This window comes from Bradyrhizobium sp. CCGUVB1N3 (assembly GCF_024199925.1).
Classification (GTDB): domain Bacteria; phylum Pseudomonadota; class Alphaproteobacteria; order Rhizobiales; family Xanthobacteraceae; genus Bradyrhizobium.
Window position 1 is genome coordinate 7,764,807 of record NZ_JANADR010000001.1, and the last position, 20,613, is coordinate 7,785,419.

Below are 20,613 nucleotides of genomic sequence, written 5' to 3' on the forward strand. Positions count from 1 at the left end.
GTGTTGTATTATTACAATAGTATTATGCTGAGCAATTACAATAATGATATGTCGTGCGATCTCAATAAATATATGTTGTGCAATTACAATAGCTCTCTGGAGTAGTGGCCAATAGCCTCACCCGAGGTGGGATTCCAGGACGGTGAGACTCAAAACCGACTCTCATTTCCAACCTATCCAAAGCATCTGGGCGCCAAAACGGGGCCAACATCCAGCCGAGTCGCCCGCCAATATCACTACCTAAATACCTAAAAGTAATAGAATTTGGTCCGCAGTTGGCGCCAACACCGGTCGGAAAAAGGGGTCCCAGACGGCAGGGCGGATCAAACGGGCTCAAAATGGTATGAAAACGGATCAAAACCGGCGATTTTCCAGATCCTGCTGAGTACGCGAGCGATCCGCTGTCCCAGCGCCACTCGTCTGGCTCATGGACAAGGCCCGCTCTCTAGGCCTGGCCTATCGGGACAACGTCGAGATCGACGTGACCGAAACGGTCCTGGCGATCAACGATTCCTACAGCGAGTTCGGAAAGGGGTTCTATCACTACTTCTCGAAGCGGTTTTTCCGCTCTGTCGGCATCGCGCCCGAGAAGGGAACGTCGGCGACGACGTCGCGCATCGGCGAGACGATCGACGGTTCGATGCAAGCCTATCCGGTTGACGCCCATACCGGCTAGTGCTAGTTTCACGCCACTGGAGATGCCGCAATGAACGAGACCGTTCGAAGTTCGGAAATACTGCGGCTTGCGGCCAAGTACGTGTGGTGAACGCCGCCCGATATTGTTGCGTCCGACGGAATGTCTAGACTCGTTGCTAATGTGATGGAGATGGGTACCTGGGAAGACGCCTCCGCGCTGATCGAATGCGTCGGAATTGATATGTTTGGGGAAGTTCTAAAATCTCCCCCAGTTGGCGTAGTCTCCAACCGATCGCTCGCTTTTTGGCATTATCGATTGGGCGGGCATGGAACACCACCGAAGTCGCGTCGCCGGTTCTCCTGACGCTGGAATTTGCTTATGGTGTTTACGCCGCGCCTCGACATTCTACCCCCTGCTCAACGCAGCCTATGGCCTCATCTCGCCGAAGTGCCTGGATACTTTGTTCTATATGGCGGTACGGCGATTGCGCTTCACCTCGGACATCGTCAATCCGTCGATTTCGACTTTTTTTCGGACGCTGATCTCGACGACGGACAAAAGTACAACCTGCTGAACGAAATCGCATGGCTCAAAGGCGCTCCGTATTGCAAAACGAGAAGGATACGTTGACAGTCAGCGTCAATCATATGGGCGCGCCGATCAAGGTGTCATTCTTCGGGGGCGTGAAGAGCGGTTGCGTATGTAAACCGGACAAGACCGACGACGATCGCGTCGATGTACGACTTGTTCGCACATAAGCTCAAAGTGATTCATGATCGGGCCGAAGCCAAGAATTACCAGGATATCGCTGTCATGCTTGCAAACGGGCAGAGCCTGCCGCGCGGACTAGCCGCGTTGGAGGCCCTTTTCGGGTCGAGTGTGCCTCCGATGATCACGTTGAAGTCGCTGACCTACTTCAACGACTTGAACGAGCCGTGGCGCCTTACCGACGATATGAAGTCCACGATAACGACGGCCATAAGCGGTCTCCCGAAATCCTGGGGAAGGATTTCCGTTTTCTCGCAGACGCTTTGTTGCCAGGAGTCCAAAAATCCGAAGCCATAGTCGCAGCTTGATGGATATTTTTCAGCGCGACGACCTGCCGTTCCCGCAGTCTCTGCCGGAGTTCCGGCGATTGTTCCCCGACGACGCGGCTTGCGCTGGCTACCTCGAAAAGGTCCGTTGGAAGGATGAGTTCGTTTGCCCTCATTGCGGAGTTTCCGGTTCACCATTCCGTTTCACCAACCGCCCCGGGGTCTTACGCTGCCGCAACTGCCGGAAGAATACAGGGCTAACTGTGGGCACGGTGATGGAGCGCTCGCATACGCCGCTCAGTGTTTGGTTCTGGGCAGCGTATCTTGTCTCTAGTCAAACGCCCGGCATGTCCGCCGCGCAGTTCCAGCGCCAGATTGGATTAAAGCGCTATGAGACGGCATTCCAGATCCTGCACAAGTTGCGCGCCGGTATGGTGCGGCCGGCCCATGACCGCATCGGTGGGCGCGCCAACGAGCATGTCGAAGTCGACGAAACTTGGGTTGGCGGACGCACGCGCGGCGAAGGCCGCGGCGTCCACCACAAGACGCTAGTTGCGGCCGCTACCGAAGTCCGTCAACGTGTACCGGGGACCAAACGCGACGCACGCAGGAACGGACGCTACGCCGGGCGGATCCGGCTCGCGGTCATTCCGGACCGTAGCGCCGGATCACTGTGCGGCTTTGTTGAACAAGCCGTCGCGCCTGGGGCGAAGGTCGTCACCGACAATTGGTCCGGGTACGCAGATCTCACCAAGCTTGGGTATGACCATCATGCGGTCGCGGAACGGAGTGATCCGCGAGTCGCCGAGGAGCACCTGCCGATAGTTCATCTGGTGTTCGCCAACTTGAAGACTTGGCTGATCGGCACCCACCACGGCGTCAGCCCGCAGCACCTGCAAGCCTACCTCAATGAGTTTACCTTCCGGTTCAATCGGCGATTCTATCCATTCAACGCCTTCCGATCTCTACTCGGCGTCGCCGGCGAAGTGACCGCGCCGACTTACGAAGCGCTTTATTCCGGCGAATGGCGTCACCCTACCTGTCGCAACGATGGGTGAAAACCGAATAGGCATAGGATGAACGACCGACTAGCTCGAAACTCAGGCTCATCGTGACGAGGGGACAGCAATGTACCTAGGAATCGATCAGCAGTCCGGCCTTGTCTATGAAGGCCTCGATGGCCCCGTGCTTCCGGTCGTGCCCAGACCGACCGTCACGCAAGCCAAGCTGATCAAGCGCGAGGGGATTGGAACGACGGATCTGGCAGGACCTTATACTGCGCCGGCTGCGCGCCCTCGGGCTTGTAAAGTCGCCCGCGTCGCGTTCGCGTGACGGGATCGAACGCGTCTTCCCGGAAGATCCACGACATCGGAGAATGTGCAAGAGCAATCTCGCCCAAGTCGTCGCGAGACTGCATGCCCGCGGCAAGACCAACGAGGCACATACGAAGGGGCTTCGCGACCCGGTCGATGAAGACGCGGAATTGGCGCTTCATGCGTTGGGTTTCACGCTGCGTGACATCGGGTGGGCTGACGGGCAGTAGAGTCCGCAACCGCCAATGGTGGCAACAAGCGCGGACGGTTCTTTTTGCGACCTGTCCGCCTCACGATCGCGCCAGCTGATGGACCAACGACCGATCACAGATCGAAACGAACATACTGTCCGGGCGCGCGGCCCTTCCCACGATCACCATGACGAAACCGTTGAGCGCATGCTGCGAGCGACGCACGCAGTCCGAAATGTTGCGCGTATCGATGGTCGACGGTGACGCGATGTCCTCGGGATGGGTGTGCCAGCAACCGACGAAATGCAGTCCTCGCGAAAAGCTGGCATCGATTTCCGCCTTTTCCGCTTTTTCGTCGGGCCGGTACGAATAGCGCGATCTGCGGTCGGTTGGTCTCGGACCCGTCGCTTCGCAGACATCGATGCTAGGCAGGTCGAAGCGAGCGAACAGCAGCCCGCCGGCCTCGCGGTGCCAGAATCGGGTTTGACGGTTACTGTCGAAACGCTGGAGAACCTCGGCGACGAAGCGGAGCGATTGCCCGGAGTGTCCGATATCGAAGGAGATCACGCCGCCAAGACTTTCCCGGCCGGTGGCCGGCCCCATGGTCGCTCGACCATCATGCCGCCTTCCAGCGCATGAGGAACGATCTCGCGGAGCATCTCGCTCCAGCTGCCGCCCGCGGATTCGACGAACGCACGGCGCGCAAGCCACATGCGATGCGTGCTCGGTCCGATGATGCCGAGAAGACCGTCGAGCGCAGCTTGGGCGATGAGCGACGTAATGAAGCCGAGCTCGACGGGGCCGTACGGCTCGAACGCCGCGCCGCAGGCTGGTTCGTAACGGCGCGTTTCTTCCGGCCAGTGCGTGGCGACCACGTCGGGCTCGCCGGTCTCGTTCAATCCGTCACGAAGGCTCCCTCCGGACGAGGAAACGATGACGGCGTGGCCCGCGGTCGCGTGTGGTTCCGTCCAGCCGTAGACGATCGGAAACTGCCTGCCATTTGCCAGATGCCACTCGTCGAGCAAGGACTCCGCCGGCCAGTCGCCGAGAGCCGAAACAATAAGGTCGACGTGCTCCAAAGGCCCGTCGGACCGCAGCAGCAGATCCTGAACCTTGGCGATGTAGTGCTCGACCTCCACATGTGGAAGGTCGGCGCGTATCCGCTTCGCGAGTTCGGACGCCTTGGGATAGGAGATCGATCTGACGCCGAGCGTATGGCGGCCGACGTTCGCTCCTGTCAAGCTCTGCTGGTCGACAAGAATAAGCTTCGCCACGCCCGCTCGCGTGAGACTGAGGGCGACCGGCGCGCCCACGGAGCCGCAGCCGAGCAGCGCGACGGTGGCCCCGCGTAAGGTCGCGATGCGCGGATCCTGCGCCCGCCCGTGTACCCAGGTGGGATCGACCCTGTCCACCGGAAGACGGCCTGCCGGCTCGCTGCCGAACAGACGCCAGAGGAAGACCTGCTCAGGCACCCGAGAAGGACGAAATCCTTTGGCGAGCGGATCCCTGCCGCGAACGATTGCGGGTCGGCTGACGACCGTCGTGGCGATTGCCGGACCGTGTTCGGTCGAGGCGCCAAGCGCGACGAACAGGCGAGGAGCGACCTCGCGCGAAAGTCCTTCGAGCAGATCGGCGACGCCGGCATCGGCGGCGAGCGCGTAAACGTCCTTTGCTGCTTTGGGATACTGGGAGGGGAGGAGCGGGGTTTCCAGCCAAACCAGCACGCCTCCTCGCGAGACCATGTCGGCCGAGTAGAGGGCAGAGTTGAAATTCTTCAGCCACCGCTGCAGCTGGCCGTCATCGTCAGCCAGGACGATGTGACTGCGGCCCTCCCATACTCTGATTGTCCGGGAAGGTGGAGCCGGCTCGACCAATGAAAGGATGGTCCGCTCCGTCCCCTTCTTGGCATGGTCCCAGTAGGTGAGAAACTCGGATTTGAAGTCGTCTTCGTGCTCGCCGCGGACGAAACCTTCGATCAGCTTGATAGCCTTATCGAGCAACACCGAGACGCCCGCGTAGGGATCGTCGACGGAAAACGTAGCGTGATCAGGCACCAGGCAGAGAACGCCGTCCTTTTCCACGTGCGGCCACGTCAGAAAGCGTGGGCGATCCACCACCGCGATCCGCGCCGGGACGGAAGGAAAGCCGGCGGATACGATGATGTCGATGCGCCGGATGCGATCGGAGAAAGGGTATTCGAACCGCCACCCTGCTGCGGGATCATGCTTCCGGTATCTCGCCAGATCCTCCGCGCTCAACCTCGGTGGCCGCAGCCCGGCGTGCCACCAGCCGGCCTGCACCGCACCGATGGCCGATCTGAACCGCTTTGCGAGCGCGTGGTCGCCCCTAGGCACTCCGACGATCTCCTTTGAGCTGCACCGCCGAACTCCTGGCTTGCGCCTCGTTGCTGACGAGGCCTTTGGACAGAACGGCAGGAGCGGCCAGACCGGCGACGGAACGCTTCTTCACGCGTTCCGCCGTTCCAACGCCCACGCCCTTCGCCAGGTGCTCCGCGATCAGCTGCTTGTTCGATAGGACCGCCGCGCGCGAAAAATCCTCGCGGGCCCGACCGAGCCACTCGAAGAATGCGGCCGCGCGCTCGGGATGCTTCTTCCACTTGTCGGCGAAGTTCTCGGACGGGTCGCTCGGATTGGCGATGACCAGACTGCCATCCTGCGACCGCTCGATGAACCGGTCCATGTTGGTGAGGATCGTGAACAACGCATCGGATATCTTGTCTTCGCCGTTGTAGGCGTGTGCCGCGAGCGTGGTCAGGATGATCGAGATCGGGCGCTCGTCCGAGCGGGTGATGAACATGATGTCGCGGTGTCGCTTCAGGATCATGATGGCAGACTGCAGCGGCGTCCTGACTTCATAGTCCGGAATCGGCTCCGTGCCCGCGCGCAAGCTCTTGCGCATCAGCTCCCGCTTACGCAATTCGAAGATGACAGCCATGCGGCTGTGGAACCACTTCAGATATCCCCGCGGATTCGATCGCGGCCATGTCGGGGATAGAATCTCGTAGAAGGGGTGATCGATGTCCGTGATCGCGATCGCAGTGTCGGCGAGCGACAGGTCGAGGCCACGCGCCTTGAGCAGCACTACCTGCTCCAGCCCGTTGAGAAGCCCGGGCGTCACGTCCATGTGAAACTGTGCGCCATCGGCGTATTCGAGTCGCCAGCATCGGCGATGCTCGACGACCGGCTTGTTCATGCGCCGATAGATCGCGTACAGCCGCATCTCGACGCCGAGACGACGCTTGAGTTCCTTCTGGGTGATCTCGCCCTTCGTGAGCTTGCGGAATTCAACGACGGCATCGATATCGTAGTGCTCGTCATCGCTAATCGGTACGACCACGGTGCCGAGCCCGAACGATCCCTGGATGTGAACCTGAGGGTCGAATTGCCGGATGCTCGAGTCTTCGCGATTGAGCCATTCGCCCAGCGACTTGTAGCTGGTCTCCGCCTGCTCGTAGCGATACGGCGGGATCTCGAGCTCCTCGGCGAGCGCTTCGAGAAATTCTTCGGCATCTCTGGTGATCGTGGGACGCAGGTGCACGTTCATAGGCCTCTCCTTTGTCAGCCGGTGTGTTCGAGCGTATGGGCGAGGATGAAGCCGCCCAGCTTCCTGTTCTGGTCGTAGACTTCGAGGGTAGGGTGCGCCTTCGGCTGCCAGGAACGGCCCGCCTCGATGGCGACGGATACGGGTACTGCGGGAAAGATGCGCACCGCGCAGTTCTCGCCGTGCGCAAACTTGATCGCGTCCAGCGTGGATCGGAACAGCCGCGCGAATTCTGCCAGATCGGTCGGGCGGCGCATGATGTCGTTGTGGGCCCCGCTGGCGGCGATGGACCAGATGGCTGCGCCGGTGCCAAGGGCCGAGACGATGCGGTCGTCGGCAACGGGAGCGCTCACCTCGAGTTTCAGCGCCACGGGACCGTCGGTACGCGACGGGCGCTTCACGTCGAACTCGATGGGCCGTCCATCCGGGTCCCACTTCCATCCCTTGGGGCTGCGCAGGAGTTGTCGAACTTCGGCTGTCGCGATGTCGGAGATCAGGCGACCGAGTTCGAACAGCAATGGGATCGGCGCTAAACCGAAAACGGCAAGGCGCCGAATTTCCTGACGCTCCATGCGGCCGCGCACCTTCTCGGCGAAGCCGGACCGGAGATTGCGTACATGAGTGCGCCAGAAGTCGTGATCGTGGTCGGGCAGATCGAGGGTCGCAAGGTCGAGGTCGATCCAACCGTCGTCGAATGGATAGCGGTCTGGGATCATCGCCCACTTCAGGTCGCCTTTGGCGACCGGAGACTCGTTTGTCCCGATCCGAGCCGCGTACCGAATGACGTGGCTGCCGAAATCCTCGTCGATGGTGGTGACGGTCCGGATGCGTGCTTCGTGGCGGCGCTTCATCGCCGTCAGAACTTCTTCCGGATGCTCGGCGACCATCTCGCGGTCGAATACGCGGTGGTGCACGTCACAGACGAGCATCAGGTTGTCGGGATCGTGGGCGAGAAGTGGGGAGCGGATCGAATCCCCGCGAGGGCCGTCGGGAGAGTCGGCGACGATATGCCCGATGTAGACCCCACCTATTGACAATGGACGAATCGACACGACTGTGGGAAACCGGCTAACTCCGGTGGAGGGCCACATTCCGCAGCCCGTCGCAAGACACGCCGTGCCGTCCTCAGTTCCCACAGGACCACGGTCAACGAGCTTCGCTTCGCTAAACTATCGACACGGTCGCCGGATCTTTGCCTTCCGGATAGAAGGCCACGATAGCGTCGTTGAAGATCGGCTGCTTCGAGACGGCGTCGAACAGCCGTCATACTCGATCGAAACTTCATGTCGTCGGGCGACCCGAGAATATCGGCAATCGATTTGTCGCTGGCCGCCACGATAAGCCGGGTGCATTCGACGAGGCGCGGTCCCAGCACATCATGTTGCAGATAAGCGGCGGCTTCCGCGCGAGAGCTAATCGCAAACCGCTGCGCCATCGCGCTGAAGCTTAGACCAGCGATTTGCGGGAAACAAACCACATCCAATGCGTCGCCTTACGGCCGCGGCCCAGTTCTTCGACGACCCGCCGGTAAACCGGGTTTTGCGCGTCCACGAAACGCTGCAGGTCGTACGGATCACTCACGCGTTATCCCTTCCTTTCGGACGTGGCCGGCTTGTCCGACCCGACGGACACAACGTAACCCTGCGATCGGAGATCCACCAAGGACGACGACAAATAATGCCTGGGCGAAATATCGAACTGCCGAAGACGGGTTACGCCATCGAGATCGACGGAATTCTCAAGTCCAAGTTCACCACCAGGGAGGGCGCTGAAGATGGCGCCGTCGAACTGAAGCGCCGCTTTCCGAAGGTTCGCGTTCGCATCTACGACGCCATCCAGCAAACGAAATTCGATCCGCCCGTTTAGTTCAGGCGGAGCCTATAGCTGCGCCGCCGAGGCAAAATAGGAAGGCTATAGGCAGGTCGATCCCGGCCTTGACTTTGTCACCCCAATGAGAACAAATTGAGAACGATCTCTGGTTCAGCCATGGTACGTAGCTCACCGAAGCCGTTCAGCTTCATCAACAGTCCAATTTGTTAATAGGGAATCGCCGTAAGATAATGAAGCCGGATGGTGGGTCAGAATGAAGAATGCTCTCTTTGCTTCGCGGGATAGTTCGCCCGCAATAAACCCCATCTCGCCTGCTCGCGAGCTTGGAGCCTACGAGGAAATGTGGCTCCAACCTGGAGCTACCTTCAAAAACATTGCAGAGCGGTTTGCGAAGGACCCGACAGCGCTACCCTCCGACTTTGTTGCTCACTCGATTGCGGACGCAAGAGCACGGGAAGTCTTTCAAGCCTTGAAGACTGCGGGCGTCCATGGCTTCGGCATTCGGATCAACCACGCTGGTGACTATCCCGAGCGGTTGCGAGATGCTCAGCATCCGGTTGAGTTGCTCTACTATCGGGGCACGTGGGAATTGTCCGAGACCCGCGGCGTGGCAGTTGTCGGTAGCCGTAGAGCATCTGCGGAAGGTCTAAAGCGCGCTGCCCGGATTGCGCGTGAGCTGGTCGGCGCCGGGTTCACGGTGGTCTCGGGTCTCGCTGCCGGTATTGACACCGCTGCGCACAGGGCCACGCTCGAAGCTAAGGGGCGTACAATTGCGGTGATCGGCACTCCTCTCGGAGTGACGTATCCCAAAGAAAATGCTGAGCTACAGGCTCAGATAGCGAGCGATTACCTTTTAATCTCTCAGGTGCCGGTTCTACGTTACTCGAAGCAGGCCGTGCCACAAAACAGACTGTTCTTCCCTGAGCGAAACATCACGATGAGCGCGCTCACCGAAGCAACCATTATCGTCGAAGCGGGTGAGACTAGCGGGACGCTAACCCAAGCGCGCGCCGCGCTTCATCAACGGCGGAAGCTCTTCATTTTGGACTCTTGCTTCGCAAGATCGGACATCACCTGGCCAGCCACTTACGAGGCGCGGGGGGCGATCCGTGTGAAGAAGTCGGAAGATATTTGGGACGCTTTGGGTGACCATCCAGCTTCGACAAATCGATGATCAGAACCGTATCGACCATCATTTCATACAGCCAAATGATGAGTGCTATTACCTGTTCGAGTACACGGCTCGGCAGGGCTACGGTTTCAGCGCGACGAATTCTCTTATTTCTAATTTGAAAAAGAAGCCTTCTCAGCGGAACCAGCTCCACTACGTTTACAAAGGGCGAGCAATCAACGAGTGCGCAGCGGCGCTGGGGCCAGCTATCAACCCGAGATGGTTTACTGGCGGAGCGCTGGTTCCGATGCCGCCGTCGAAGATCAGAACTGACGCCGAGTACGACGACCGAGTGGCGCAAATCTGCCGGGCACTGCGATCCGCAGTAGCTATCGACGTGCGAGAGCTGCTATTGCAGACGGCAAATTTGCGTGCAGCTCATGAAAGCGATCAACGTCCTTCCGTTCAGGAGATCAAGGATGTCCTCGCAATAGACGAGTCGGTCTGCAACCCAGAACCGACCCGAATTGGGATCGTAGACGATGTGTTGACTGCTGGCGCTCACTTTCGTGCGGCCAAAGAGGTGTTGAACAACCGTTTCCCCGCCGCACATATCGTCGGTTTCTTTATCGCTCGAAGGGTCTTTGCGAACCCATTTGAGGCCGACGACTTCTCTATCTTCGGTAAGTAAAGTCCGTGGTTTGGTTGTAGCGCCCGGACAACGTAGTTGTTGCGGTGGCGATCTACTACCTAATCGTACTCTGGGGTTTGGCCGAAGGCTGACCAAGAGCACCGCCGACGAAAGGCTGTATTGACTAACCACCCGGTCACCCATCCCATCGTTGCCACTTCGCCCACCGTGTCACGCGCGTCATGGAACGCTTTGCAGGGTGCGGTGCCTAAGCCCAACAGGTTGCTTTCGGCTCTCACCGTGGCGCTGAAGTCCGCAGCATGTCTCCTTACCTCCTCTGGTTGCCCCTGTAGTGTGCCTAGCGTACGGCTAGAGGTGACGAAACAACTTAGACACCAGCACTCTCACGCGCTCAAGTTTGGCAATCTCTCTTGAGGAAGATGGTGCCGGCAGCCCGTGTTTCTCCTTGGCTGCCGTGCTCCAACGCTCGCTGGACCCGCGTGCGCCGTCGTCGGACCACACTCTCACGTGCCGGCCGCCGCAGCCATGCGCCGTATCTGAGCGTCAGTCAGCGAGGGCGGGACAGGATGCGCTGCAAGCAGGGCCTCGGCTGCCGCGATGGCCCTATCAAAGACTGCCAGTACACCCGTCGCTGCTACGTTGGCCGCCTTGCGCCTTTCGTGACGAGCGATTTCTTGAGAAAACCTGCCTCTCGCAGTCTGAGTTAAGCACACGGGCAACGGCCTCTTGTAGGCGCTCGCGCACCTTCCGCTTGGCGTAGAAGGTACCATGTCTGTCCTTGATCAGTCCCATTAGCGCGCGCATCAACGCTACGTGCAGTCAAAGTCATGATTTGCGGGATGTTTTTGATCTATCAGCGCTTCTAGCGCCGCTGGCGTGCCCTAGCGGAGGGAGTGAATCCTGCGCAACTATGCCAAAAATCGCTCAATTTATGCGCGAGCTGCCACCTGCGGTGCGAGTCTGCAGCTAGATGACGTGATATGCCGATCTCGCAATCGTTCTTTGCATTGTCGACGATCGGTGAATCGGCGAAGCGAACACGTTGAGCCTGCGGACGCGAAAGAAGAACGCAAAAGCAAACTGCCCCTCCACTCTCCTCACGGGACGCTATCGATCCCGGTCTCTTCGTCAACCTTGTGTAACAAAACCCAACCTAGAGGTTGCGAATGGTCAGCATCTCCCCGAGCTCACGTTTCGAGCGTGCTGATCAGAAGCGCGCCGGAAATGTTCACAAATTGATTGGCAATTTGATGTCCGTCTCAACGGCTACGAAACGGTTCGTATTGCCAATTCTTCGTCGACTTCGGCCAAGCCTGCGAACCAAGATTGCCCTGCTTGGAATAGTGGGCGTGCTCGTCACAGGGGCGACTTGCATCGTGGGGCTGAATTATGTTGCGCAGGCGCAGCGCGAGGCGGACCAGAGCATCCATCTTCGCGCTCACCTGGCAGCGCTTTCCGAAGCGTTCCTTGAATCGCAGCAGATTGCGCTGGAGTTTCTGCGTAAGCACGCCGAGGCCTTGATCGCGCGGCACGCGCAGGGCATCAGGAAGGCGCTGAGCGACCTCGACCAGATCGAGGAGTATGTTGCCTCCTTGCCCGAGGGCGATCCTCTGAAGGACGTATCATTCCTGCGGGCCGGCATTGGCCTTTACGCAACGCGTTTCAACAACATCGTTTCAGCGCAGCGCGTGCTCGGGTTCGCCGAGAATGACGGCCTGCAGGGCAAGCTGCGCGACGCCGTACATCAGGCCGAATTCCGGATTGCGCAGTTCAATCAACCTCACCTAGCCGTGTTGATGCTGATGATGCGGCGGCACGAAAAGGACTTCATGCTGCGGCGCGAGGAGAAGTATGGCGATGAACTGGACAAGCGGGTCGCCGAGTTTGGAACCGCACTGGCGTCTTCCGAGTTGGCGCCAGCAACCAAAGTGGAGCTGAAGACGCTCATTGATTCCTACCGAGCTAGTTTCGTAGCCTTCTTGGTTGCCCAACAGGCATTGGATGACCAGGTTGATGATCTCGGGCAGATCTACGGTCGCAATCATCCTCTCCTGCTGAAAGCGATCGCTGCAGCTGATGCCAGTTCTGCCGCAGCCGAAGAGCGTGCCTCGCGAATCCGCCAGATGCTGGGCTGGGGAATTGGGCTTGCCACACTCGCAATCGGCTTCATTGCAATTTTTGTCGGGCAGGGCATAGCTCGGCTGATCACTCGCATGACAAAAGCGATGCGCCAGCTGGCGGCTGGGCAATTCGAGGTGACCCTACCCGGACTTCGCCGCTCGGACGAGATTGGTGAGATGGCGAGAGCCATGGAATCGTTCAAGCTTAATTTGAGAGAGAAGGCACAAGCCGAGCTTGCAGCGAATCGGGAACAGGATCGCTTGGCCGGAATGCGACGCAAGGCGGAGCTTGAGAAGCTTGCCAGGACCTTTGAAAATGCAGTGAGCGGCGTCATCGATACACTGTCGTCCGCTTCGACTGAGCTGGAGGCGTCCGCTAGTAGTCTGACCGACACGGCGCACAATACGCAGGAAGTCTCGCGCAAGGTCGCCTCCGCCTCGGAGGAAGCTTCAGGCAATGTTCAGATTGTCTCTGCACGTACCGTTGAGATGATCGCGTCTGCTACGGAGGTTAGACGCCAAGTCGAGCAATCCGCAGAAATCGCAAGTGCCGCCGTGCGTCAGGCGGAAGAAACCGACCGACAAATAAGGCACCTGTCGGCAGCTGCGCAAAAAGTTGGTGGCGTGGTTGAGCTGATCGCCGCAATTGCCAGGCAAACAAACCTTTTGGCTCTTAACGCAACGATCGAGGCTGCACGCGCGGGCAAAGCCGGCCGCGGCTTTGCCGTTGTTGCGCACGAGGTAAAGTCGCTGGCAACACAAACAGCCAGGGCGACCTCGGAAATTGCACAGCAAATCGCAGATATCCAAGCAGCCACGGAGGAGTCGGTCAGCGCCATCACGGATATCGGAAGCAGTATTGGCAGGATCTCGCAAATCGGCTCGAGGATTGCTGCTGCGATCGAAGCGCAGGGTAGGGCAACCAATGATATTGCGCGGAATATCCAACATGCAGCAGATATGTCGACGCAGGTCGCCAGCAACATTCGACAGGTTGCATTGAGCGCCTCGAGCACAGGCGCGTCATCCTCGCAGGTGCTGGCATCTGCGAACGAGCTCGCCCAAAGCAGCCATCATCTCAAGATCGTAGTCGATGGCTTTCTCGCCGGGGTTAGGTCGTGATCATTTGAAATTCCTGCAGTACTAGCTGACGGTACCATTATTTTTTCCACAGGGGATTTCAGAATGCCCGCCTATCTTGCGTCGTACGATTTGAAGGAGACCAATCCTGATCCGCATCCCACTTTTTTGAAGCAGGCAGCGGCGCAGGGCTGGAAACTGTGGATCCTTGGCTCGAACAACGTGCGATATCGACTGCCGAACACAACATTGGTTGGCATATTTGACGGTTTGGCCGTTGCCGAGGCCAGGCTCGAAGCAGCCCGGTTGGCAACGGAGAACGAAATTGGCGGCACCGTCACGACGACCAAGTGGATTGTCGCGGAATACGGACCCACTCGGTTCAATTCCGACGAACGGCAGAGCGCGTAAGGCCGCCGGAGTTGTGCTGGCGGCCCCAGGTTCGTCACAATCCTCGCTCGCAGCGTTGTGTTTTGACAGCGTTGTGCTTTGTCGGCCCCGTGGTTGCGTCAGGTCCGGGATGTAAGGCGGTGGCACGTGGGGATCAAGCGAGTTCGCCACCGTCTGCGGCGATGTGCGTAAGTCGAGGTCTTTAACCGCGCCGTACATGCAATGGGGCTCGGCACGGAGACCGCTCCGATACCCGAGAACCTGGTTTCGCGGAAGGCCGTCATGGCGATCGCCGAGGCAGAGGTCCTGATTGGCGCGGTCGACACGGCCGGGGGGCGATGTCATGAACCGGATCTGCTCGGCTTGCCCCACCAGACAGAATCCCGGTGCCAAAGTGGTTTGTGATCACCGACGAACCGGCTACCATCGCACTTCCACGAGACAAACATCTGCGTGAGTGACACGGTGGTTCGCGACCTGGTCACACAAAATACAAGGGCCGCTCTGGGGCGCTGCGGGGTGAGCCCCGTGTCAACGTGCTGGAACAGCTTAATCTGGCCTTTGTGGACCCATTTCAGGCACCGAGTGGCTGGGCGCACCTATGGCCGCAACTCCTAGCAGAGTGATGGTCATCGACGACGGATCACCGATATGCAAGCTGCTGCGAACGGGATGGATACGAGGTTCTCGAAACTGCGAACGGCAAGCTGGCGCTCGACCTGTTATCTGAGAACCCGGCGCTTATTGTTCTCGACCTTGGCCGGACATCCGGGATTCACGTGATTTGAACGGCTGCGCCACGGCCGATGACAGGGCACGATTGCTTCGTCGTGGAGTACGATGCAGCAGCCGGCCATAATCTCCGTTTGCCAAGGCGCAATGGCCTTGCGATTTTGTGCTCCGCCTCGCGGGGCTTCGGATACAAGGCGGCCATGGTGAGTGCGGGTGCTCGGGAGTTCTCCAAGCCCCAAGGCATCTTTCCACAACCAGATGCTACCGCACAGCTATCGCGTACTTGCATGCCACTCGTTTCAGCGTAGCGTCGTTGTTTCAGAGTCATTGGTTTCGCCTCCAGGCGGAGCGGTAGTGGGATTTTTTTAATGCCGCATGCATCCCCGGCGCAGAGGGTTTTCCCATTTGGCGATCAGCCGGAAGAGCTGTCGCGCGGAGATCGGAAGGAGGCGGCGTGGGACCAAGTTCTGTTGGCTGCCTTCGCCGATCGCGGCTTCAAGTCGGGTTTTTTGCCGCTGGCTGAGGACGCCGTGCGCGCACAGCCTGGCGATGGGCATATCCTGCTGCTCGCCGCCACGGCGGCGCTACTGGACGAGGATGCGGCCCGCGCACAGGTCTTTCTGAAACGCTTCCGCAAGCGCTACGTTGCGATCGATGCCTGCTACCTGTTGAACGCCCTGGCACTCGCGCAGCAGAACAGGCTCCCGCCGGCGCGTTCGCTGCTTGAAGCCCACGGGCTCACGGATTGGCTCAACGTTGCGAACGCTTTTCCCGGAGGCCTTGAGCGTCGGGGATGGCTCTACCGTCACTACGCTCGGATCTTCGAGCCCAGCACGACCGTCCGGAGTAGGCGCTCGGCCGCCGGCCTAGTGCCAAAAGCCAAGACCCGGGTCAAGCCCAGGTCGCCCACGGAAGGGGCCGTTACGCCGACCATACCGGTTTCGTTGCCGCTGATCGACATCGATATTCCCTTCACCACCGAGCTCAATCTCGCGCCGTTGTTGGACGCCTTGCACAAGCCGCCGAACAGCGACGGCGCCTGGTATGGCTTGCGCGAACGCTTTGCCCATCTCGGCCTCGCGCAAGGCTTCGACGAGCTGCTCTGCCTGCCGCATCTGCGCGGCATCGAAACCTTCTGGTACCAGGTCGAGACCGTGCGCAAGGTGCTCAAGCAGCATCGTGGTCGCGTTCTGCTTGCCGACGAGGTCGGGCTCGGCAAGACCGTCGAGGCCGGCATGATCCTCAAGGAGTATCTTTTGCGCGGCATCGTCGACAGCGTTCTGGTGCTGACCCCGGCCTCGCTCGTCGGGCAGTGGCAGGAGGAGCTCGAATCGAAGTTCGACATTGCCTGCGCGACCACCCATGATGCGCTGCTGCGCAGCGACCCGAAAGGGTTCTGGCGGCAGAATCGCCTGATCGCTTCGCTCGCCCTGGCGCGTCGCAGCGAGCATGCGGCGCACATTCTCGACCGTAGCTTCGATCTCGTCATCGTAGACGAAGCCCACCATCTGCGTGACCGCACGAGCCAAAGCTACAAGCTGGTGGATGCGCTCAACAAGCGCTTCGTCCTGCTGCTGTCGGCGACGCCGGTGCAGAACGATCTCACTGAGCTGTACAACCTGCTGACGCTGCTCAAACCCGGTATCTTCAAGACCATGAAGGAGTTTCGCGCGGCTCACGTGACGTCGGGCAAGCCGCGCCAACCGGCCAATCCCGAGCGCCTGCGCGAGTTGATGCGCGGCGCCATGGTGCGTAACACCCGCGCGGTCGTCGCGCTAAAATTGCCGCGCCGTCACGCCGTGACGATCTGCGCGGATGGCACCGAGGGCGAGGTGGCAACCTACCGCGAGCTCGAGGCAGCGGTGCGGCAACTGGCGGCCCAGGGGGCAAATCGGCTGGCCCTTCGGCATCTGCTCGGCGCTGCCGGATCATCTCCGGCCGCGGCCGCCGCCGCCGTGCGGCGCTTGTCCGGCCGCCACGTCGATGCAAGCTGGCACGCGCTGGCGCAGAAATGGGCCTGCATCGGTGTCGGCGGCAAGGAGGCGGCGCTCCTCGACCTTTTACGTCGGAACCCGGACGAGAAGAAGCTGGTCTTCGTTCATTACCGCGAGACGCTTGAGCATCTGGCCACGCTGCTGGCACGCGAAGGATTTGCCTTCGCGCGCTTCGAGGGCGCGCTCAGCGGCCCCGCCAAGGACGCCGCCATTGCAGAATTCCGCGAGCGAGTGCCGGTGCTGCTGTGCACGGAGTCGGGTGGCGAAGGCCGCAATCTCCAGTTTTGCAATACACTGATCAATTTCGACGTGCCGTGGAACCCGATGGCGATCGAGCAGCGCATCGGACGCATCGATCGCATCGGCCAGCAACGCGAGGTGTTCGTGTTCAACCTTGTGACGCGCAGCACTCTGGAGCAGCAGATTTTGTCGCTGCTCGACGAAAAGATCTCGATGTTCGAGCTTGTCGTAGGTGAGGTCGGGGCGATCCTGGGCGGCCTCGACGAGGACCGCGATTTCGCCGACCTCATGCTCGATGCATGGCTGCGCTCAACCGAGACGGGCCGCGCGGAGGCGTTGGACGCGCTCGGCCGCCGTCTGAAGGGAGCGCGCGAGCACCACGAAAGTGCCAAGGCCCTCGACACCGCCCTGTTCGGTGATGAATTCGAGACCGTGTGAGCCGAGCCGATGAGTGAACTGCGCGACTTTGTCGCTGATCTGCTGGAACGCCGGGGCGCCGCCGTCGAGACTCTCGCTTCGGACCGGCTTGAAGTGCTCGCGCCTGCTCCCCTGCAACGACAGCTGGGCTGGCCCGAACTCACGCATCTCGGCTTCGGGACGCAACGAGCTCCGGACGCGGTTGCGATAGCGCTCGAGGGGGACTGGCTCGACCGCTTCGGAGCGATCCTCGCCGATGAGGGACGATGGAGTGAACGGGAGGTTCGGCTCCCCGCTCCGGTCCCACCCCCCAGTGCCCCCGAAAAGCTGCTCGATCGCGTCCTCGACCTGCCGAACGCGATCTGGCGGCTCCAGGGCATGTCTGCAACCTGGACACGCTGCCTGATGTTGGCGTTCCGCGTCACCGCGCTGTCGGATGAGAAGCGCGAGAAACTGATCTGGCTCGGCTTCAACCTCGCGACTGGCGCGGCGATCAGCGACGTCCTGGCACAGCTGCGGCCGGCGCTGGCGCAAACTGCCGATTGGCACATGCCCGACACGGCGACCAAGCGCGTGGCCGGACCGGGATGGAGCTCAGGGACGCTCGCGGCGCGGTTGCGTCCGCTACTCGAGCGCGAGGCACAGGACAGCATGGAGCCGTTCCTGCGGGCGATGCGCCGCCGACTGGAGCGAGACCGCGACCGTGTCCATGCCTATCACAATGACCTGCGCGAGGCGTCTTTGAAGCGCCTGGCGGCGCTCAACCGCACGGACGGAGACCGCGCCGAGGCCGACCGGCGGCGCGAGATGCTGCGGGTGGAGGCGATCGAGCGTGAATATCGCGCCAAGCTCGACGACCTACGCCGCAACTATGCGCTGCGCGTCACGGTCGAATGGGTCCAAGCGCTTGAGATCTATGTACCGGTGCAACGCTTCGAGGTGCTGATTCGCCGCCGCAAAGGGGAGCGCATGATCCGGCTTGACTGGCACCCGCTGGTCAGGACGCTTGAGCGGCCGCTCTGCGAGGCGGGACCGGGCCTCGATCGCGTGCGCCTCGTGTGCGACGACAAGCTGCACCTGACCGATACGGCGGGCCATGCGCCCTGCAATTCATGCGGCAAGCCTTTCTGCCGCGCCTGCTTCCCGCAGGGCTGCCCGCGTTGCCGCCACACGTAAATGAGAACGGCGGTGCGCTGCGGGCCGCTATCGCGCACTCCTGCTTAGGTTGACCCGCGATGGTCGAGAAGACGGGTCATATTCGTTCTCTGTGGCTCTATGAGAGCACATGCGATTTGCCACGGTACGCTCGGCAAGAAGGCAGAGCGGAAACGCCGCAACCGTCCCGCCTGCAGACCGACGCGCGCCTGCCGCGCAATCGGTCTCTATGTCGGTGGCGGCCTGGAAGGTCTTATTCGATGATCGCGCGATCATTGGATGTTTTTGTGCTCTCGCCCATAACTTTGGCGAGGTATCTTTCTTTTTTCTCCTCACCGTTGACAATTTTGTCTCGCCTTCCGTAGGAAGCGACGACTCTGGGTATGCGGGTTATTCGACGGATCGGATTTAGGATGAGCCACATTTCGCAGGCGCCTGTCGAGCGCGTCACCATTCCAGCGCTGCAGCGGTGGAAGGGGGAGGGGCGTCGTGTCGTCATGACGACCGCATACGATGCAGTAACGGCACGGATCGCGGACCCCGTCGTCGATATCATCCTTGTCGGGGATAGTGTTGGCAATGTCTGCCTCGGATTCGACAACACGTTGCCGGTTAGCTTGGCGATGATGAACCATCACCTCGAAGCCGTGGCGCGGACAAGACCTCGAGCCTTGCTTGTGGCCGACATGCCCTTTCTCAGCTTTCACCTCCGTCCCGAGGAGACGATCCGCAACGCCGGAGGTTTCCTGCAGCGTGGGGCCGACGCCGTGAAACTCGAGGGCGGAGCCAAGCGTGCCGAAATGGTACGCGCCTTGGTCGATTGCGAGATTCCAGTGATGGGCCATCTCGGCCTGACCCCGCAGAGCGTCAATATTATGGGTGGTTTCAAGGTGCAAGGTCGGAACGCCGATGATGCCTTGCGCCTGCTCGACGACGCCCACCGTCTACAGGAAGCCGGATGTTTCGCTCTCGTCCTGGAAGGTATCCCGGCAGAACTCGCCGCCCGAGCGACCGAGACCCTGACAATCCCGACGATTGGAATTGGGGCTGGCCCCAATTGTTCGGGCCAGGTACTTGTGTTTCACGATGTACTAGGCCTAAGCGAAGGCCGCCGGCCAAAGTTCGTTCGCACCTATGTCGAGGGTTTTCAGCTATTGCAGGAGCCGCTGTCACACTGGGCCGCAGACGTCCGCAATGGCGCTTTCCCGACGCCACAAGAGTCCTATCGGCTTCCCGAAGGCTTGAGCGAGGCGATCTCAAACTGGACGTCCTCCGATCCAACCTGATGTAAAGCTCAAACATGCAAACAATTACGACGGTCGCTGCGCTTCGTACCGCTCTCGCAAAAGCTCGTGACAAACGTGTCGGCTTCGTGCCGACAATGGGTTACCTGCACGACGGCCACTTGGCATTGGTCGAGGCGAGTCGAGCGCAATGCGACGTCACGGTCGTAAGCATCTTCGTCAACCCCACTCAGTTCGGGCCGAACGAAGATCTCGGCAGCTATCCGCGTGCCTTTCTGCGGGATGAGAGCCTATGCCGTGATGCCGGCGTAACCATTGTTTTTGCTCCGGATGCAGGCGAGGTCTATCCAGCCCAGTTCGAGACCTTTATCGAACCCGGCGAACTCGCAAAACCCTTGTGCGGGGCTTTCAGACCTGGACACTTTCGCGGTGTCGCAACCGTCGTCTGCAAGCTGTTCAGCATGGTGCAGCCGGATGTCGCGTTTTTCGGACAGAAGGATTTCCAGCAATGCGCGGTTGTGCGTCGCATGGCAATTGATCTCAATCTTCCCATCGAGATCGTCACCGTGCCAACCGTTCGGGAGCCGGACAGGCTCGCTATGAGCAGCCGCAATCGCTATCTCAATAAAGAAGAGCGCCGGCGGGCTCTTGCGATCAGTCGTGGTCTGTTCGCAGCGGAGGCCGAATTTCGCGCAGGCGAACGCGAATGCGAGAAGCTTATTGCAATCGCAAGGCGGCATTTGGATGAAGTCGACCGGCTGCAATATCTCGAGCTCGTCGATGCAGACACGCTTGAGCCTGCCTCGAATCCCTTGAGCAATCCTGCTGCTCTGTGCGCCGCGGCCTACGTCGGCTCGACGCGGCTGATCGATAACGTCATCCTTAAGCCGCAAGTGAGCCTGTAGTCCGAGC

At 60.3% G+C, this 20,613-nt stretch carries 19 protein-coding genes and 2 pseudogenes; 16 read left to right on the plus strand and 5 right to left on the minus strand.

Annotated features, from left to right (window positions below; translation table 11 throughout):
- Window positions 1-427 precede the first annotated feature (427 nt).
- From NLM33_RS36845 to NLM33_RS36870, 6 genes are all read left to right on the plus strand, one after another.
- Window positions 428-676, plus strand: a complete 249-nt coding sequence (locus tag NLM33_RS36845; protein WP_254103344.1) for a hypothetical protein — start codon at window positions 428-430, stop codon at window positions 674-676.
- A gap of 339 nt (window positions 677-1,015) precedes the next feature.
- Window positions 1,016-1,267 (plus strand): nucleotidyl transferase AbiEii/AbiGii toxin family protein, encoded by a 252-nt coding sequence (locus NLM33_RS36850; protein WP_254103345.1) that lies wholly within the window; start codon window positions 1,016-1,018, stop codon window positions 1,265-1,267.
- 105 nt (window positions 1,268-1,372) lie between these two features.
- The gene (locus NLM33_RS36855; RefSeq protein ID WP_254103346.1) at window positions 1,373-1,702 is read left to right on the plus strand and encodes a hypothetical protein; all 330 of its coding nucleotides are present in this window, start codon (window positions 1,373-1,375) and stop codon (window positions 1,700-1,702) included.
- A 10-nt stretch (window positions 1,703-1,712) separates the two neighbouring features.
- A complete protein-coding gene (locus NLM33_RS36860; protein WP_254103347.1) occupies window positions 1,713-2,729 on the plus strand; it encodes an IS1595 family transposase in 1,017 nt (338 codons plus the stop codon).
- Window positions 2,730-2,799: 70 nt separating this feature from the next.
- On the plus strand, window positions 2,800-3,003 hold the full coding sequence (locus NLM33_RS36865; RefSeq protein WP_254103348.1) for a hypothetical protein: 204 nt from the start codon (window positions 2,800-2,802) through the stop codon (window positions 3,001-3,003).
- Between the two features lie 43 nt (window positions 3,004-3,046).
- Window positions 3,047-3,214: a hypothetical protein gene (locus NLM33_RS36870; protein WP_254103349.1), complete on the plus strand. Its 168-nt coding sequence runs from the start codon at window positions 3,047-3,049 to the stop codon at window positions 3,212-3,214.
- 60 nt (window positions 3,215-3,274) lie between these two features.
- Here NLM33_RS36870 and NLM33_RS36875 read toward each other — a convergent pair whose 3' ends face one another.
- From NLM33_RS36875 to NLM33_RS36895, 5 genes and pseudogenes are all read right to left on the minus strand, one after another.
- Window positions 3,275-3,778, minus strand: coding sequence for a Mov34/MPN/PAD-1 family protein (locus tag NLM33_RS36875; protein ID WP_254103350.1), 504 nt, complete (start codon window positions 3,776-3,778; stop codon window positions 3,275-3,277).
- The gene (locus NLM33_RS36880; protein WP_254103351.1) at window positions 3,739-5,529 is read right to left on the minus strand and encodes a ThiF family adenylyltransferase; all 1,791 of its coding nucleotides are present in this window, start codon (window positions 5,527-5,529) and stop codon (window positions 3,739-3,741) included. Before NLM33_RS36880 ends, NLM33_RS36875 begins: the two co-directional genes overlap by 40 nt.
- Window positions 5,522-6,739 (minus strand): nucleotidyltransferase, encoded by a 1,218-nt coding sequence (locus tag NLM33_RS36885; protein ID WP_254103352.1) that lies wholly within the window; start codon window positions 6,737-6,739, stop codon window positions 5,522-5,524. Before NLM33_RS36885 ends, NLM33_RS36880 begins: the two co-directional genes overlap by 8 nt.
- Window positions 6,740-6,753: 14 nt before the next feature.
- A complete protein-coding gene (locus NLM33_RS36890) occupies window positions 6,754-7,827 on the minus strand; it encodes an SAVED domain-containing protein (protein WP_254103353.1) in 1,074 nt (357 codons plus the stop codon).
- Window positions 7,828-7,900: 73 nt separating this feature from the next.
- A pseudogene (locus NLM33_RS36895) lies at window positions 7,901-8,317 on the minus strand (DUF1810 domain-containing protein).
- 96 nt (window positions 8,318-8,413) lie between these two features.
- Here NLM33_RS36895 and NLM33_RS36900 point away from each other — a divergent pair.
- The 10 genes and pseudogenes from NLM33_RS36900 to panC all read left to right on the plus strand — a co-directional run bounded on the left by NLM33_RS36900 (window position 8,414) and on the right by panC (window position 20,606).
- Window positions 8,414-8,602, plus strand: a complete 189-nt coding sequence (locus NLM33_RS36900) for a hypothetical protein (protein ID WP_254103354.1) — start codon at window positions 8,414-8,416, stop codon at window positions 8,600-8,602.
- 217 nt (window positions 8,603-8,819) lie between these two features.
- The gene (locus NLM33_RS36905) at window positions 8,820-9,740 is read left to right on the plus strand and encodes a DNA-processing protein DprA (protein ID WP_254103355.1); all 921 of its coding nucleotides are present in this window, start codon (window positions 8,820-8,822) and stop codon (window positions 9,738-9,740) included.
- A complete protein-coding gene (locus NLM33_RS36910; protein ID WP_254103356.1) occupies window positions 9,712-10,368 on the plus strand; it encodes a hypothetical protein in 657 nt (218 codons plus the stop codon). Before NLM33_RS36905 ends, NLM33_RS36910 begins: the two co-directional genes overlap by 29 nt.
- Before the next feature lie 1,127 nt (window positions 10,369-11,495).
- Window positions 11,496-13,571, plus strand: coding sequence for a methyl-accepting chemotaxis protein (locus NLM33_RS36915; protein ID WP_254103357.1), 2,076 nt, complete (start codon window positions 11,496-11,498; stop codon window positions 13,569-13,571).
- Between the two features lie 63 nt (window positions 13,572-13,634).
- Complete coding sequence (locus tag NLM33_RS36920; RefSeq protein ID WP_254103358.1) at window positions 13,635-13,940, plus strand: hypothetical protein; 306 nt, start codon at window positions 13,635-13,637, stop codon at window positions 13,938-13,940.
- A 580-nt stretch (window positions 13,941-14,520) separates the two neighbouring features.
- Window positions 14,521-14,680: pseudogene (locus tag NLM33_RS49865) on the plus strand (DNA-binding response regulator); the annotation flags it as partial.
- Between the two features lie 339 nt (window positions 14,681-15,019).
- Entirely contained in the window at window positions 15,020-17,323 is a 2,304-nt protein-coding gene (locus NLM33_RS36925; protein WP_254103359.1) for a DEAD/DEAH box helicase, read from the plus strand.
- Window positions 17,324-17,332: 9 nt separating this feature from the next.
- A complete protein-coding gene (locus NLM33_RS36930; protein ID WP_254103360.1) occupies window positions 17,333-18,478 on the plus strand; it encodes a hypothetical protein in 1,146 nt (381 codons plus the stop codon).
- 392 nt (window positions 18,479-18,870) lie between these two features.
- Entirely contained in the window at window positions 18,871-19,743 is an 873-nt protein-coding gene (gene panB / locus NLM33_RS36935; protein WP_254103361.1) for a 3-methyl-2-oxobutanoate hydroxymethyltransferase, read from the plus strand.
- Window positions 19,744-19,757: 14 nt separating this feature from the next.
- The gene (panC, locus tag NLM33_RS36940; protein ID WP_254103362.1) at window positions 19,758-20,606 is read left to right on the plus strand and encodes a pantoate--beta-alanine ligase; all 849 of its coding nucleotides are present in this window, start codon (window positions 19,758-19,760) and stop codon (window positions 20,604-20,606) included.
- The last annotated feature ends 7 nt before the right edge of the window (window positions 20,607-20,613 follow it).

Bases quoted from the DNA above. Each gene is read 5' to 3' on its own strand.
- NLM33_RS36845 (WP_254103344.1), top strand. From the start codon at position 428: ATGGACAAGGCCCGCTCTCTAGGCCTGGCCTATCGGGACAACGTCGAG.
- NLM33_RS36850 (WP_254103345.1), top strand. From the start codon at position 1,016: ATGGTGTTTACGCCGCGCCTCGACATTCTACCCCCTGCTCAACGCAGC.
- NLM33_RS36855 (WP_254103346.1), top strand. From the start codon at position 1,373: ATGTACGACTTGTTCGCACATAAGCTCAAAGTGATTCATGATCGGGCC.
- NLM33_RS36860 (WP_254103347.1), top strand. From the start codon at position 1,713: ATGGATATTTTTCAGCGCGACGACCTGCCGTTCCCGCAGTCTCTGCCG.
- NLM33_RS36865 (WP_254103348.1), top strand. From the start codon at position 2,800: ATGTACCTAGGAATCGATCAGCAGTCCGGCCTTGTCTATGAAGGCCTC.
- NLM33_RS36870 (WP_254103349.1), top strand. From the start codon at position 3,047: ATGTGCAAGAGCAATCTCGCCCAAGTCGTCGCGAGACTGCATGCCCGC.
- NLM33_RS36875 (WP_254103350.1), bottom strand. From the start codon at position 3,778: ATGGGGCCGGCCACCGGCCGGGAAAGTCTTGGCGGCGTGATCTCCTTC.
- NLM33_RS36885 (WP_254103352.1), bottom strand. From the start codon at position 6,739: ATGAACGTGCACCTGCGTCCCACGATCACCAGAGATGCCGAAGAATTT.
- NLM33_RS36890 (WP_254103353.1), bottom strand. From the start codon at position 7,827: ATGTGGCCCTCCACCGGAGTTAGCCGGTTTCCCACAGTCGTGTCGATT.
- NLM33_RS36900 (WP_254103354.1), top strand. From the start codon at position 8,414: ATGCCTGGGCGAAATATCGAACTGCCGAAGACGGGTTACGCCATCGAG.
- NLM33_RS36905 (WP_254103355.1), top strand. From the start codon at position 8,820: ATGAAGAATGCTCTCTTTGCTTCGCGGGATAGTTCGCCCGCAATAAAC.
- NLM33_RS36915 (WP_254103357.1), top strand. From the start codon at position 11,496: ATGGTCAGCATCTCCCCGAGCTCACGTTTCGAGCGTGCTGATCAGAAG.
- NLM33_RS36920 (WP_254103358.1), top strand. From the start codon at position 13,635: ATGCCCGCCTATCTTGCGTCGTACGATTTGAAGGAGACCAATCCTGAT.
- NLM33_RS36925 (WP_254103359.1), top strand. From the start codon at position 15,020: ATGCCGCATGCATCCCCGGCGCAGAGGGTTTTCCCATTTGGCGATCAG.
- NLM33_RS36930 (WP_254103360.1), top strand. From the start codon at position 17,333: ATGAGTGAACTGCGCGACTTTGTCGCTGATCTGCTGGAACGCCGGGGC.
- panB (WP_254103361.1), top strand. From the start codon at position 18,871: ATGAGCCACATTTCGCAGGCGCCTGTCGAGCGCGTCACCATTCCAGCG.
- panC (WP_254103362.1), top strand. From the start codon at position 19,758: ATGCAAACAATTACGACGGTCGCTGCGCTTCGTACCGCTCTCGCAAAA.